The organism is Sphingobium sp. CR2-8 (assembly GCF_035818615.1).
In the GTDB taxonomy this organism is placed as follows: Bacteria; Pseudomonadota; Alphaproteobacteria; order Sphingomonadales; family Sphingomonadaceae; genus Sphingobium.
Window position 1 is genome coordinate 2,404,314 of the sequence record NZ_JAYKZY010000002.1, and the last position, 14,553, is coordinate 2,418,866.

The window sequence follows — 14,553 nt, forward strand, 5'->3', positions numbered from 1 at the left end:
AGCCATGGCCCTGTTCGAATATTTTCCCAACTATATCTGGAACCTGTCGGTCGCCATCGCGATGGAAAGCGGCGCGCAGATGGGCGAGATCATCGACATGTGCCAGCCGATCCGCGACGCGGCGGCCAGCGGGGCGGACGCGGGCACGCCGCAGTTCATGGCGCAATGGGCGGCGATGGGCGACAAGCTGATCGCCCTGGCGCAGGAGGATGAAGCGCGAGGGCGGGCCTTTTCCGCTTCCAACAAGCTGGAGCGCGCGGCCCTGTACCTTATGACCGCAGAGCGGATGCAGGGTCATGGCCATCCGGGGCGCAAGGACACCTATGCGAAGGCTTTGGCGACGTTCGCGAGGTCTACGAAGCTGGGTAGCCTGGACCGGGAACGGGTGGACATCCCGCTGGCAAAAGGCACCATGCCTGCCCTCTACACGCGGGCGGCCGGTGAAGGGCGCAAGCCTGTCGTGGTCTATTGCAACGGCCTCGATAGCTGCAAGGAACTGCTCTACTGGTCGCGCCTGCCAGAAGCGCTGGCGCGGCGCGGCATATCGACCCTGTGCGTCGATCAGCCCGGCAGCGGGGAGGCGCTGCGTTTGCAGGATCTGCCCGTCGATCCGCACAGCGAAAACTGGGCAAGCAAGGCGGTGGACTGGCTGGAAACGCAGGACGATGTCGACCCCGCCCGCATCGGCATGACCGGCATTTCGCTGGGCGGCCATTTCGCGCCGCGCGCCGTCGCCTATGAACCGCGTTTCGCCAGCGGCGCGGTGTGGGGCGCCAACCATAATTGGGCGGAAGTGCAGCAGAAGCGCCTCAATCGCGAAGGCGAAAATCCGGTGCCTCATTATTGGGCGCATGTCATGTGGGCCTTCGGCGCCAGCGACATGGAGGATTTTCACGCCAAGAGCGCGGATATGAACCTCAACGGCCATATGGATCGCATCACCGTACCGTTTCTGGTGACGCACGGCGCCAAGGACCGGCAGATCAGCCTCTCCTATGCAGACGATCTTTACGACCAGCTCGTCAACAGCCCGCGACGCGAGAAGGTGATCTTCACCGATCGCGAAGGCGGCGTGGAGCATGTCGGCGCGGACAATATGGCCTATGGCCGCGACACGATCGCCGACTGGTTCGCCGAAACTTTGGGCGGTAAAACAGCATGACCCGCCGTTTCATCGACCTGTCGATCACGCTGGACAATGACGTGGTGTCCGACCCGCCCTTCATGCGGCCCAAGATCACCTATGAAACCCATGGCGAGACGGTGAAGGAGTTGCAGCACTTCTTCCCCGGCGTCACCGCAGAACAGACGCCGGACGGCGCGGGCTTTGCGGCGGCCGAATGGGTGACGCTGACCACGCATAACGGGACCCATCTGGACGCGCCCTATCATTATCATCCCACGATGGATGGTGGCGAGCGGGCGATCACCATTGACGAGGTGCCGCTGGACTGGTGCTTCCGGCCTGGCGTGAAGCTCGACTTCCGGCATTTCCCGGACGGTTATGTGGTCACGGCGGCCGATGTCGAAGCGGAGCTGGCACGCATAGGCCATGACCTCCAGCCGCTGGATATCGTGCTGGTCAACACGGCGGCGGGCAAGGCGCTGGGGCGGCCGGACTTCGTCAATGTCGGCTGCGGCATGGGCTATGAGGCGACCATGTATCTGACCCGCCAGGGCGTGCGCGTGACCGGCACCGACGCCTGGAGCTGGGACGCGCCCTTTGCCCACACCGCGCAAAAGGTGAAGGAAACCGGCGACACGTCGCTGATCTGGGAAGGGCATAAAGCGGGCCGGGATATCGGCTATTGCCACCTTGAAAAGCTGCATAATCTCGAAGCGCTGCCCGGCAACGGCTTCACCGTCAGCTGCTTCCCGCACAAGATCAAAGGTGCGTCGGCGGGCTGGACCCGTGCCGTCGCCATCATCGAGGATTAGGCCATGCGCCTCGCTACCCTGGCCAACGGCGCACCCGATGGCCGTCTTGTCGTCATATCCCGCGATGCGCGGCGTTGCATGCCTGCCGCCGGCATCGCCGACACGTTGCAACAGGCGATCGAACAATGGCAACAGGTCGAACCGGCGCTGCGAGCGCTGGCCGATCGGCTGGAACAGGGTGAAGGCGAGGCGCTGGACCACAGCCGCCTGCTGGCGCCGCTGCCGCGCGCCTGGCAGTGGCTCGACGGCTCGGCCTTTCCCCAGCATGGCGCATTGATGCAGAAGGCGTTCGATCTGCCGCCGATCGAGACGGATCGCCCGCTCATGTATCAGGGACTTTCCGACTCTTTCCAGCCGGGTCACGCGGATGTCATCCTTCCCAGCGAAGCGGACGGCATAGATTTCGAGGGGGAGTTCGGCGTCATCACCGACGCCGTGCCGATGGGAACGTCGGCCAGCGACGCACTGGCTCATGTGAAATTGATCCTGCTCATCAACGACTGGTCCCTGCGTGCCATCGCGCCGGTGGAAATGAAGACGGGGTTCGGCTGGGTCCAGGCCAAGCCTGCCTGCTCCGTGGCGCCCTATGCCGTGACGCCCGACGAACTGGGGGACGCCTGGGTCGATGGGCGGGTTCATCTCGCTCTGGAAGTCAGGCTGAACGGGCAATGGTTCGGCCATCCGCACGGTGGCGAGATGCAGTTCGGCTTTCATGACCTGATCGCCCATGCGGCGCGCACGCGCCATCTGGTCGCAGGAACGATCATCGGATCGGGCACGGTATCCAATGCGGATTACCAGGCGCTCGGATCATGCTGCCTTTCGGAACGGCGGGCCATTGAAGTGATCGAGCACGGATCGGCAATCACGCCGTTCATGCATTTTGGCGATCATGTGCATATGGAGGCTGAGGGTGCGCATTTCGGACCGATCAGCCAAAAAATACGATCCCCGCTTTTGTAATCCGGTTGGTAGCAACATTGCCTGCTTACTGTGTGCAACGTTTCAGCATTGTTTGGTCCGCGGCGGAGGGAGCGTCAATTATGACCGTGCATCAGCTCATGCGCGGTTGGCTGCCCTTCATGTTCTGCTACCGCCTTGTTTTCAAGCTCACTGGCAATATGTCCAAGAGCGCTGCTAGCGTTGCCTATCGCGAGATAGCGTGACGCCCGGCGCTGACCTCCACCTGCTGCGTAGAAGGTCAGCTATTCCGGCGGCTTTCGCCCCACTCGATCCATTCCGGCACTGACGTGTGAACAACCGGTTGCATCAGCTCCCGACATGGCGGCGTTCGCCTGGCTGCCGCGATGCAAAAGTCATGGATTGACCCTGTCATTTTTCCTGCACGAGAGGTTGGGTGAATAGCGAATACAGGCTGTATATGCCCGAAGCATAGTTACCCAGCCGGAGATTCTCGTTCGCGGCATGCTGGTTATTATCCGCATTCACCAGCGGGATCAGCAATATGGGGACTTTGAGACCATCGGCCAACGGCTTGGTGGGGACGCCGCCGCCCATGATGGGGATGCGGACCGGGTCCTGGTGGAACGCCTTTTCAAAAGCGGCCGCCGCCCATTTGCCGACATCGGCATCCAGCGGCGTCATCAGCGCGGGCATTCCGCCGCCACCCTTGATGGCGGCCAGCAAAGGATAGCGCCGACGGTCCTCGTCCGTCGGATCCCCGTCGACGAGATGATAGCCCTGGCTTTCGACCCATTTGCGCACGAGCGCGATCTGCCGGTCGGGTGGCGTACCGGGCACGGTGCGGGAACTGACGCTGGCGGTGGCAAAGGCGGGTATGACTGAATAGCCCCTAGTTTTCTAGACGCCTTCTGCTTTCAAAATCTGCTGCCGTTCGAACTGGGCGGGTGACAGCATCCCGTTCCTGACCTGCTTGCGCACCGGGTTGTAGAACATCTCGATGTAATCGAACACGTCCTGCCGGGGCTTCATCGCGTGTTTTGTAGGTGCGGCGCCGGATGCGCTCACGCTTGAGCGAGGAGAAGAAGCTCTCGGCGACGGCGTTGTCGTGGCAGTTACCACGCAGGCTCATCGAATGCTCAAGATTGTGAGCCTGGATGAAGGCCGCCCAGTCCATGCTGGTGAACTGCGAGCCTTGATCCGAATGGATCAGCACCCGCTGCTTCGGCTTGCGCCGCCATACCGCCATGTACAGCGCTTGCAGCACCGCATCGGTGGTCTGCCTGCTCTGCATCGACCAACCCACCACGCGGCGGAAATAGAGATCGATTACGACAGCCAGATAGACAAAGCCTTCCACGGTGCGGATGTAGGTGATGTCTGTCACCCAGGCCTGGTCTGGCGTAGCCACATCGAACTGGCGATCCAGGCTATTATCAACCACCAGGGACGGCTTACCGCCTTGGCCGCCCGGCCGAAGCTTGTAGCCGATCTGCGCCTTGATATCCGCCAGCCTGGTCAACCGGGCGACACGGTTCGGGCAGCAGATCTCGCCCTGATCCAACAGGTCGCCATGCAACTTGCGGTAGCCATAGACCTTGCCACTGTCGTTCAGGCCTGTCGGATCAACTCCGTCTGCCGAGCATCTTCCTGGGCCCGTTGTCTCAGCGGTCTCTTCTGCCAGGCATAGAAACCGCTGGGCTGTATGCGCAGGCACCGGCAAATCGATCGAACCGGGAACTGGTCACGATGCGCGGCAACAAATGCGTGTCTCACTTAGCATCCCTGGCGGAACGGAGTGATCGCAGGTCAAATACGCGGTGGCTTCCTAAGAAACAGCCGTACCAGGTTCCGCGGGCATTTCATGCAGGATGAAGCCGAAGGCCTTGGTACGGCGCTGCAGATTGCCGATCACCCGGCTGCGATAGCGTTCCTCATATTGTAAGGCACCGGGATCATGATATGCCATGCCATGGCGCAGGCTGTTATAGAACAGCACTGCGATTTTGCGTGCGGTCGCGGTGACCGCTTTTGCTTTTCCAGCGCGCGCCGACAGCCTTCGGTAAAAAGCGCCCAGCGTGGTGTCACTTCGACCGATGGTGGTTGCGGCCAGACGCAGGAGTGCTGCAGCGCGGCTCGAAGATCGTCGAGTTTTCGACGACAGCAACTTACCGCCCGATATCTTGTTGCCCGGCGCCAGGCACAGCCAGGACGTAAAATGCTTTGAACTGGGCCATGCCGCAAGATCGGTCCCGCACTCCCCGACCAGCTTGAGCGCGAGCGATGGGCCAATCCCGTGGATCTGCGTCAGGTCCACGCCCAGCACGCGATACAGAGCGGAGCGGACCTCAAAGTCAGTGGTGTTCACCTGTCGCCCTTTGGTCCGGACTTTTGGGAGGTGGCGAACGTCATGGCCGTTGTTGATTTCGAGCGCCTTGAGCGCGACTTCAAGCTTTCGATCACATTCGAGAACTTTGGTTTGGTAGAAGTCGAACAGGGCCAGGGATTGGCCGAGCGCGAAGATGTGCTCGTCCCGCCAGTTCCCTGATCAAGCGGCACAGATGGTCTCAATCGTCGCGTGGCATCGGACGTCATGCATTTGCGCCAGCGTGTTGGGCGTACGTGCCCCGCTCACAATGGCCCTGATTATCCGCATGCCCGTCACGCCGGTGATGTCGGAGACGACGTGATGGAGTTGCACATTCATTTCCATCAGCGCCTTTTGCATGTGCTGAATATGCGAAGCAGCGTATTCGATCAGCCGCTCGCGCTGCCGTAGATAGGCACGCATAGTCGCCACGCCCGCCTCGGGACAAAAACTCCCCCGCAGCAGCCCGTAGCTGTGCAGGCGTTGCAGCCATGCAGCGTCGCTGACGTCGGTTTTGCGACCCGGTACATTCTTGGCATATCGCGCATTGACCAGGATCACCTCGAAGCCATGTCCTTCAAGCACTTCATAGGCTGGGATCCAGTAAACACCGGTCGATTCCATCGCGACAGTCGTGACGCCATATGCCTTGAACCAGCGGGCCATATCATGGAGATCGCCGGTGAATGCCCCAAACGCTCGTACCGGATTATCATCGGCGTTCGGATTTATGGCCGCCATATGCATGGTCGATCCAATGTCGATGGCAGCGGCGCGTGGATTGACCATAGCTAGCGCGCCGGATTTTGATCGTTTCATTCCAAGTCCTCCTTTAAAACAGGAGGGTATGGGCGATGCTAAACGTCATCTTCCTAACCTGGATCGCCGCAAAACAGCGTCGCCACTCTCAAGTACGCAAACACCCACGGGCCACGTTTTTTTAACGGGGTATCATGCCTCCAATAAGCCATCGGCCGCGACCCTCCCGGCCGTACCATAGCACGACCCGTTTCTACCGCGCACAGGCGGGCTTCGCCGGCGACGGTTTTTTAGGATATCGCGCTCCTTGGTTACCCGAGCCAGTTCGCGTTTCAACTGGCGGATCTCTGCATCCTTGCCGGCATCGCCGGACACCACCTCCGCCAGTTGTCGCTTCCAAGCATACAGCGAATGCTGACTGACGCCGATCCGCTCGGAGCCGAAGGCCAGCGCAGCTAAACCTCCGCTACCGGATACCCACGCTCGGTAATCTGGGCCACCGCATCACGCTTGAAATTATCGCTGAAATTAGACTTCGCCATCGTCGCTTCCTGTCCTCAAAATTAGGATAGAAGGCGTCCAGAAATCGAGGGGCTATTCAATGCGCATAATAATGCCATGTCGAACACTCTATAGTCCACGCCCGCCAAAGTTAGGAACGTGTTTAAACATGGGTCACTTCTAGTGAAAATTGGACGCTCCCCCGGTTACCTCTCAGCGGTGATCAACAGGTAAAGCAACGGACAGATGCGGAGGTTGATTATAAGCTGTATTCTGCCACGCAACGCCAAGCCGGTAGACAGGATCATGCATCAACGTCACCAATCGAACAGTCGTTGGGTAGGGCGTCGCGTAGATGCGCAATTCCCGGCTATCCTCGCTGCGCAGCACAAGTTCCTCGCGCCAGTCGCCAAGGATATCGGCGGACAGAGCCGGATTAGCCTTTGTACCGTTATTGGACGCCACGCCTTTGGGAGAGAGGAGAGGACGTTCCGTGGCGTTCGTCCAGTCCCATTTGGTGATCGTTGTGCCGTCCAGAAGTTCGCGCAATGTGTCGCCATCCCACCAGATGCCGAAATTCGCCGCGCGCGGATGGCCGCCGGGAATGACATTGCCTTTCGCATCCCACAGGTCGGCCGAGTTGCTTGCCCATGATTCTGCGCCGGGATGACTGGGATCGATGTCCATGGCAATGCCGCGCCCGGTGTCCTTTTCCGCTGGCTTGGTCCACAATATCGCGCCGGTGCGCGCATCCAGCATAGCCGCGCCGATACCGCCGTTGGACCGCATATCTTCATGAACGCCGAACTTTTCCAGCCCCGGGCGGTCAGGGTCCAGATCGGAAACATGCATGGCGTCGCCATGGAACAGGCGCGCACTCCACAGTCCGCGCCCATCATCATCAACCGCCATTGATCCGTAGATGACTTCATCACGCCCATCGCCATCCACATCAGCGACCGACAACTGGTGATTACCCTGCCCCCCATAGGCGCTGTTGCCCGGCGCCGCGCTATCGAACAACCAGCGACGGCTTAACTTGCCGTTCCGAAAGTCCCATGCGGCGATCGTCGAGCGGGCATAATAGCCCCTACCGAAAATCAGGCTGGCATGGCGTCCGTCGAGGAAGCCGACTCCGGCCAGATATCGGTCCGACCGATTGCCATAACCATCACCCCACAGTTCGGCCATCCGTTCCGCCGATGGCTGGTTATCGTCGGCGCGCGGCGGGCTGTATTCGGCGGTCGAACGTGCGCGCCCGGTACGTCCGTCGAACACGGTCAGATATTCGGGACCGGAAAGAACACGACCTTTCAACCGCGCCACGCGGCGACCATCCGGCAATATCGTCGCGCCGGTGCGATCGCCTTGCGGCGTTTCGCCATCATGTTCGCGCCAGTCGGCCTTGGCATCGCCGATGACCGTTCCTGCACCGTCGACCGTGCCGTCTGCGGTCTTCATCGCAACCTCAGCCCGACCGTCGCCATCCAGATCGAATACCATGAACTGCGTGTAGTGCGCGCCCGACCGGATGTTGGGACCAAGGTCGATACGCCACAATTTTTTGCCATCCAGCGTATAGGCGTCGATCAGTGTTTCGCCGGTATAGCCGCCAAAGGCATTATCTTTGGCAATGGACGGATACCATTTGACCACCAGTTCATAACGACCATCTCCGTCCAGGTCGCCAACGCTGACGTCATTTGCGCTGTAGCTATATCGTTCGCCATCCGGCGTCACCCGATCTGCGGGGACGTCCATCGGTATCGCCAGATAACCTTCGGACCAAGGGCGGACGCCCCTCCCTGAAGCTTTCATATTGCCGGTGGATATAGCGTAGAGGGAATTCACCTGCCCCTGCACATCATGGAAGCTGGTCGCGGCCGTTCTGTCTAGGCGCGCAATTTGGGCACCATCACGCCAAAGTATGAAATCGATGGCTTCTCTGTCCGTTGCCAGCAATCGCCAGGAGATATGGTTTCCCTCGCCCGATGCCGCCGGGATCACAACAAGCCCGCGATCGAGCTTTTCCACAGGACGGGCGCAGACCCCGCTGGCCGCCATTGCCGCCCCGACAAGAAGGATGCCCCTGATCAGATTCCTGCTGCGCCTGCCTGTCATATCCATCCTCATCCTTCGGCCAATTGATGCTGTCGCCGATCATTGCGTCTGCATGTCGGACAAATCGCCGCCTGTCAATTATGTCCCACCATGTGGATCATGGTAGGACATAATGGTATTTTATTTGCACCGGCAAATCAAACAGGTTAGAGCTGAAACATAAGAATTGGGTCCGCTTCAGAATCGAAAGATTCTTCTGGAGAGAGATGCACAGGGAGGTGCCAATGAATTTTCGTGCCGTTTTCGCGCGTTCACGCCGCTCAGCTTCAATCGTGGCGCTCGCCGCAGGTATATGGTGTCCGGCCATGGCCTACGCACAATCAGATGACGCGTCGGCCCAACAGGAAGATGCCGGTCAGGCGGACAAGAGCGAAGGACGCGTCGCCACGCGCGCTGTCCCTAATAGCGATATCGTCGTGACCGGCACCCGCGCGTCGCTGCAGTCCGCTATCTCGCGCAAGCGCAACGCTGGCACAGTTGTCAATTCGATCGTGGCAGAGGATATTTCCAGTTTTCCCGACAAGAATGTGGGCGAAGCTCTGTCGCGCATCACCGGCGTCCAGTTGGACCGCGATTTCGGCGAAGGCACGGCAGTGTCCATTCGCGGTGTCGAGCCGCAACTCAATCGTATCGAAATCAACGGCGTGAGCCAGCAGTCTGCTGGCGGCGGGCGCGGCGGCGATTTTCGTGAACTGCAGGTCGAACTGGTTAAGTCGATCGATGTGTGGAAAGGCTACACCGTTGATCTGACGGAAGGCGGCATCGGCGGCACCGTGAGCGTGGAAACGCGCCGTCCGCTTGAAATCGTCAAGCCTATCTTTGTCATTAAGGGTGAAGCCCAGCGGCTGGACCTTACCGGAACATGGAAACCGCGCGTCAACCTGACTGCTGCACGCAGCGATCTATTGGGTGGTCGGCTGGGCCTGCTCATCAACGTCACGCATAACCAGGTCGATACCCGCCAAGATTATGCGTCGAACACCAACTGGAACCGGCTGGCCGACTTTGATCGTTCCGCGGAAAAGACTGTCGCAAACGCCGATTATGCCAATTTCAATACATATGAAAGTTGTGCAGGCGTAACTGGGACCACCACTGCGCTTGCCACCAGCAATCGTCTGGCATGCGAAACCCAGTTTTTCGACTGGGCACCCACGATCGCGCGTTATCGCACGCTCGACCGCACCGACAAGCGCACCTCAGCCGATTTTCAGGCGCAGTTCCGCGTTGCGGACAATTTCGACATTTGGGGTCAGGCAACGATCAACAATCGTCGGCAGCAGCTTCGCGACACCAACTATTCCGTCAACGCCGATCGGTTTGAACGCTTCAACTATGACGCAGCGCTTGCCACCAACGCCGCCGGCGCTGCGTCGCGCCCGCGCATCACGGCCGGCACCTTCTCCATTGATCAGGAAACGCATACAGTCACCAGTTGGCTGAGCAACGTCAATGGTGTCAATGCCGGGACGGTTGCCGCACCCGCCTATACCGGCGCGAACAACATTATCGGCGTGCAGCGCCGCGATTTTAGCTATGACCAGAAGACCAAATATTATCAGACTGGCTTCAACTGGTCGGTAGGCCGGATGAAAATGGTTGGCATGGCGTCGAAGTCGTCGGCGCACCTGATCAACAATACGAACCTGGTCGGGCTGACGGCCAGTGTCGGTGGCATCAATATCGATCGCCAGAATGACCTTGGCATACCGGTCTTCACTTTCCCCGGCAGCTTCGACGCGGCGGACCCCAATGTCTATGCGGACCTCAACCGGCGCGGCGCGAACGGCCAGTTGCTGAATGTGGCTGGCCCCAACGTCCAGTATCGACCGTCTGATAATGGAACGAGCGAGAAGCAGTTCAAACTCGATGTCGATTATGACACCCGCGATCTGCTGCCCTTCATTTCGAAAATCGAAATAGGCGGACAGTATCGCGACCAGAACTATTATTCATACGCTGGTGGCGGCGCACGATTGCTGAAAGAGGCTGTAGCCGCCGTGCCAAGCGCCGGAATCCCGGCATCACCGGCCGTTTATCAGACCGGGGCGAATGTCAGCCTGGGTTCCGTCATCGGCGCGGTTCCCGCATCCGGGCCGGCCGCCGGAACCGTCTATTTGACGCCCGCCCAATATCAGCAGTTCATCGCGTCCAACACTGGTGTAACAGGCGGCAAACCGCTGTTCACCGGCCTGTCCGGTGCGCCCGATGGCGCGCCCAGTCGGCTTGCCATTCCACTGTTCAACTATGACGCCCTGTCCCGCTATTTCGACCTGTCGGGCTTTGACCAGGATGTGGTGCGCAATGCCGACGGCCTGCCGCAGATCCCAGCCTATGTCATCGACGAGACGATTGCCGCAGGCTATCTCAAGTTCAATTTCGAACAGGACATATTCGGCATGAAGCTGTCCGGCAATTTCGGGGTGCGTTATACCCGCACCAAGGACACCGGGACCAGTTCGAACACGCGCCGCGAAACACGTATCCGGCCCGGCACTGGCCAGACCGTGAACGGCGTGGTCATTCCGGCGGTGATCGAAACGGGCGTCATCACCGCCGTGCAGCAGATTTCGATCAGCAACACCTATGATGACTGGCTGCCTGCGATCAACCTGTCGCTGGAAGCGACGCCGGACCTGTATATCCGCGCGACCTATGCCAAGAATATGGCGCGGCCAAAGGTCATTGACCTGTCGCCGGCGGTCAACTGCGTGTTCGACCTGACCAACTCGGCTGGACTGGACGATGTTTGCACCGCCGGCAATCCCGACCTGCAGCCCTATCGCGCAGACCAGTATGACCTGAACGTCGCCTGGTATCCCAATGCCGACACGATGATCAGCGTAGGTTATTATTATAAGAATCTGAAGAGCTTCATCCTTCCCGCACAAACGCGCAGCGGCGTCGACCTGTTCAAGGACGGGGTCACCTATACCGTGCGTCAGCCGATCAACGGTTTTGGCGCCAAGCTGGACGGCATCGAAGCCAGCGCGCAGACGGTTTTCAGCTTCCTGCCTCCGCCGTTTGACGGACTGGGCGTGTCGGGCAACATCACCTATGCCCGCGCGCTGGAAACGGCCCTGACCAATCAGGCGACCAATGAACCGTTGAAGGAATTCCCCGGCCTGTCGAAATTCACCTACAATGGGCGGATTTTCTACGACAAGGGCTTTCTCAACGCGAGCCTGACCTATAACCGGCGCACCAGTTGGTTGGCGGAGGCAGCGAACGCCGCCAACGCCAACAGCCCTATCTACCGCAAGGGTGAAACCTTCATCGATGCCAAGGTGATTTTCCGCCTGACTGACCAGTTCCAGGTGTCGGTGGAAGCGCTCAATCTCGGCAAGGAATTCAGCAAGACCTATATCGATGCGGCCAAGCCGATCGAATATTATTATCCGGGCCGCCGCCTGTTCATCGGCGCACAGCTCAAGCTGTAACGATCATCAGATCAGGTACGGGCGGCATATAGCGATATATGTCGCCCGTGCTGCATTATATTGGCGTCCGTACAGGCGCCGTTTTCATGACCACAGCATAACGGTGCCGCCATATCCTTGCCTGCGACACCATCATGTTGGATCAGGGGCCGTCGGCGGGGATTTTCAATCCGTGCCGGGCGGCAAAGCGGGCATATCGGTTGAGCCACAACCCGGCCCGGCCGTCAGCTTCGAACAGCGGCGCACCATGCCCTCCTTCTTCGATAATGTGGAGTTCGGCAGGAATATGCGCCTCGCGGCATGCCGTGAACATGGCGATGCTGTTGGCGCAGTCCACCACCTTGTCATCGGCCGCATGACCCAGAAAAACCGGCGGTGTGTCCGCCGGAACGTCGAGGTCGAGCGAATATTTCCGCGCTGTCGCCTCATCGGGACTGCTGCCCAGCAATTCGCGACGTGACTGGCCATGGGCTACCGGCGGCTGCATGCTCACCACCGGAAAGATCATGCTCGCGACCAGAGGTTTGCTATCCTGATCGTCAGCCGCATCAACTCGGTCATAGCTAGCCACATTCCACCGGGTGGCAAGGCTGCCGCTCAGATGCCCGCCCGCCGAGAAGCCGATCACGGCGACATTGGCAGGGTCAATATCATAGCGCCGGGCATTTTGCCGGATGACGCGGATTGCACGCTGGGCATCCTGTAGTGGCGTGTCAGGCCCGGCTTTCCAGCCGTCGTGCGGCAAACGATATAGTAGTTCGAAGGCCGACACCCCCTGCCCCGCGAACCAGCGCGCGATCGCCGAGGGTTTGGTCCCCATTGCCACGCGGGTATATCCGCCACCGGGGATGATCAGGACCGCAGCACCTGTTGGCTGTGCCGCCGGACATGCCGTCAGCATCGGGGTGGCGACATGGGGCCAGGCCAGATCGTCAGGATCACCATCGGCATTACGCCTGACACTTTGGTCCTGAACGCCAGCTGTGGGCAGACCCGGTGCATCCTTTGGCCAAATGGGAAAGCGGTCGCCATAACCAGAGACTTCTGCATGGGCGATGTCGGCCAGCATCGGGCTCAACGCCACTGCCGATAATCCGCCCAGAAACGCCCGCCTGTCCGTCGATTTCATCAATCGTCCCCCAACAAATCCGTCCGTTCGGTCCGCGCGCGATATGCCGTGCCTGTCATCCGCCTGCCTTTGCCACTTCTGCGGCATAGACATGGGGCGCGCCGTCCATGTTGGACCGGAATATCATCCATTTGCCATCGGGTGTGAAGGTGATGTTGGGTTCCAGCCTGTAATCATGCCTGCGCATATCGACGATCTTTTCGACGCCGAACGTGCCGGGGATGATCAGCCTTTCGGCATTGTCCGCATGGATGCCCGCGACATCGGGAATGTCGCGCGGCGTGAACAGATAGAGATATTTGCCGTCAGGCGCATGGGCAACCATTTCATCGTCGCCGCCGTCGCCCGAAAAGGACGTCAGGTCGGGCGTCTGATTGTAATGCACCGACCATTGGTTGCGATCAACATGGAACCACCGACGCCGCCCAGTCGCCAGTTCATAACCGGCAAGCCAGAAAATCTCGCCCCGTGGTGTCTGAAGATCATACCATATCCATTTGCCATCCGGGGAGAAGAACTCATGTCCGGCGATTTCCATGTTCATCATGCGCCGATGCACCAAAGTCTGCCCGCTGCCATCGATGCGCACGGTCCAGATCCGGTCCACCTTGTGCCATGGACCTTCATGGCAATACATGATGAGGCCGGGGTCGGTCGGCGAAAACTGGATGTGATTGAGCCAGTCTGTCGACGCCACGATCACTTTGCGTTTGCCGGTGCGGATGTCGATGGTGAATATTTCCATCGGGATGCGCGCTTCCAGACGCTCGTTCAGCCGGACTTCCTTGGCCTCTGCAAAACTGAGCGGCTTTCCATCAGGACCATTTGCCGCATAATGGGCCTGTCCGAATGGCTGTCTAATTTCGGGCGCGGCTTTTTGCGTACCATCGGGTTGCAGGGGCCGATCGCTTTGCGCCCACTGGCCCAGCAACAGGGTTTCGTCCGCATTGATCGACCCGATCGATCCCCGATCAACCTGCGCGATGCGGCGGATTTTTCCGCTATCTATGTCCGCCGCGAAGATGGTCGTTGCGTTGGCGCCATCATCCCGTCCGCGACTGGCATAATAAGCGGTACGGGTCTTGCGACCCGTAAAGAGCAACTGAATATCCTTTCTCTTCACCAGCGGCGTGATGGTCCAGTTCGCCAGGGTCAGCACCGATATGCCGTCGGGAGTCGAAATGACCATCTTGTCGCCTTGCGGCGTATAGCTGTTCTGGTGGAAATAGAGGCTGGCGCTGCCCGGTTTATCGGTGAGCCGTAGAACGCGGTGACCGGTAGCCGGATCGACCCATTGCGCAGCCGGTGCGGCCCCGGCTGTCGGGCTGGCGGCGATGGCCAGCAAAGCCGTCGCCATGGCCATCGTCGCGCGCATG

At 59.8% G+C, this 14,553-nt stretch carries 12 protein-coding genes and 2 pseudogenes; 6 read left to right on the plus strand and 8 right to left on the minus strand.

Annotated elements, in window-relative coordinates; translation table 11 throughout:
* Positions 1 to 4: 4 nt before the first annotated feature.
* The 4 genes from U5A82_RS15640 (at position 5) to U5A82_RS15655 (ending at position 3,104) form a co-directional block, all read left to right on the plus strand.
* Positions 5 to 1,162: an alpha/beta hydrolase family protein gene (locus tag U5A82_RS15640; protein ID WP_326291756.1), complete on the plus strand. Its 1,158-nt coding sequence runs from the start codon at positions 5 to 7 to the stop codon at positions 1,160 to 1,162.
* Positions 1,159 to 1,938 (plus strand): cyclase family protein, encoded by a 780-nt coding sequence (locus U5A82_RS15645; RefSeq protein WP_326291757.1) that lies wholly within the window; start codon positions 1,159 to 1,161, stop codon positions 1,936 to 1,938. Before U5A82_RS15640 ends, U5A82_RS15645 begins: the two co-directional genes overlap by 4 nt.
* 3 nt (positions 1,939 to 1,941) lie before the next feature.
* Positions 1,942 to 2,901: a fumarylacetoacetate hydrolase family protein gene (locus U5A82_RS15650; RefSeq protein WP_326291758.1), complete on the plus strand. Its 960-nt coding sequence runs from the start codon at positions 1,942 to 1,944 to the stop codon at positions 2,899 to 2,901.
* 80 nt (positions 2,902 to 2,981) lie between these two features.
* Positions 2,982 to 3,104, plus strand: coding sequence for a hypothetical protein (locus tag U5A82_RS15655; protein WP_326291759.1), 123 nt, complete (start codon positions 2,982 to 2,984; stop codon positions 3,102 to 3,104).
* 166 nt (positions 3,105 to 3,270) lie between these two features.
* Here the strand turns inward: U5A82_RS15655 and U5A82_RS15660 are convergent, their stop codons facing one another.
* The 3 genes and pseudogenes from U5A82_RS15660 to U5A82_RS15670 all read right to left on the minus strand — a co-directional run bounded on the left by U5A82_RS15660 (position 3,271) and on the right by U5A82_RS15670 (position 5,227).
* Complete coding sequence (locus U5A82_RS15660; protein ID WP_326291760.1) at positions 3,271 to 3,699, minus strand: zinc-binding metallopeptidase family protein; 429 nt, start codon at positions 3,697 to 3,699, stop codon at positions 3,271 to 3,273.
* Positions 3,700 to 3,759: 60 nt separating this feature from the next.
* Positions 3,760 to 4,650 (minus strand): annotated as a pseudogene (locus U5A82_RS15665) (IS3 family transposase); the annotation flags it as partial.
* A gap of 37 nt (positions 4,651 to 4,687) precedes the next feature.
* Positions 4,688 to 5,227 (minus strand): transposase, encoded by a 540-nt coding sequence (locus tag U5A82_RS15670; protein ID WP_326291761.1) that lies wholly within the window; start codon positions 5,225 to 5,227, stop codon positions 4,688 to 4,690.
* Between the two features lie 42 nt (positions 5,228 to 5,269).
* Here U5A82_RS15670 and U5A82_RS15675 point away from each other — a divergent pair, with 42 nt between their 5' ends.
* Positions 5,270 to 5,407 carry a hypothetical protein gene (locus tag U5A82_RS15675; protein ID WP_326291762.1) on the plus strand — a complete coding sequence of 46 codons (138 nt, stop codon included), beginning with the start codon at positions 5,270 to 5,272 and terminating at the stop codon, positions 5,405 to 5,407.
* Here U5A82_RS15675 and U5A82_RS15680 read toward each other — a convergent pair whose 3' ends face one another.
* The 3 genes and pseudogenes from U5A82_RS15680 to U5A82_RS15690 all read right to left on the minus strand — a co-directional run bounded on the left by U5A82_RS15680 (position 5,408) and on the right by U5A82_RS15690 (position 8,620).
* On the minus strand, positions 5,408 to 6,046 hold the full coding sequence (locus tag U5A82_RS15680; protein ID WP_326291763.1) for an IS110 family transposase: 639 nt from the start codon (positions 6,044 to 6,046) through the stop codon (positions 5,408 to 5,410).
* A gap of 216 nt (positions 6,047 to 6,262) precedes the next feature.
* Positions 6,263 to 6,528: pseudogene (locus tag U5A82_RS15685) on the minus strand (transposase); the annotation flags it as partial.
* A gap of 172 nt (positions 6,529 to 6,700) precedes the next feature.
* Positions 6,701 to 8,620 (minus strand): rhamnogalacturonan lyase, encoded by a 1,920-nt coding sequence (locus U5A82_RS15690; RefSeq protein ID WP_442802178.1) that lies wholly within the window; start codon positions 8,618 to 8,620, stop codon positions 6,701 to 6,703.
* A 293-nt stretch (positions 8,621 to 8,913) separates the two neighbouring features.
* On the opposite strand from U5A82_RS15690, the gene U5A82_RS15695 reads away from it, so the two are divergent.
* Complete coding sequence (locus U5A82_RS15695; RefSeq protein WP_326291764.1) at positions 8,914 to 12,048, plus strand: TonB-dependent receptor; 3,135 nt, start codon at positions 8,914 to 8,916, stop codon at positions 12,046 to 12,048.
* A gap of 142 nt (positions 12,049 to 12,190) precedes the next feature.
* On the opposite strand, the gene U5A82_RS15700 is transcribed toward U5A82_RS15695, so the two are convergent.
* On the minus strand, positions 12,191 to 13,177 hold the full coding sequence (locus U5A82_RS15700) for an alpha/beta hydrolase (protein WP_326291765.1): 987 nt from the start codon (positions 13,175 to 13,177) through the stop codon (positions 12,191 to 12,193).
* Positions 13,178 to 13,232: 55 nt separating this feature from the next.
* A complete protein-coding gene (locus U5A82_RS15705) occupies positions 13,233 to 14,552 on the minus strand; it encodes an oligogalacturonate lyase family protein (protein WP_326291766.1) in 1,320 nt (439 codons plus the stop codon).
* Position 14,553 lies beyond the last annotated feature (1 nt).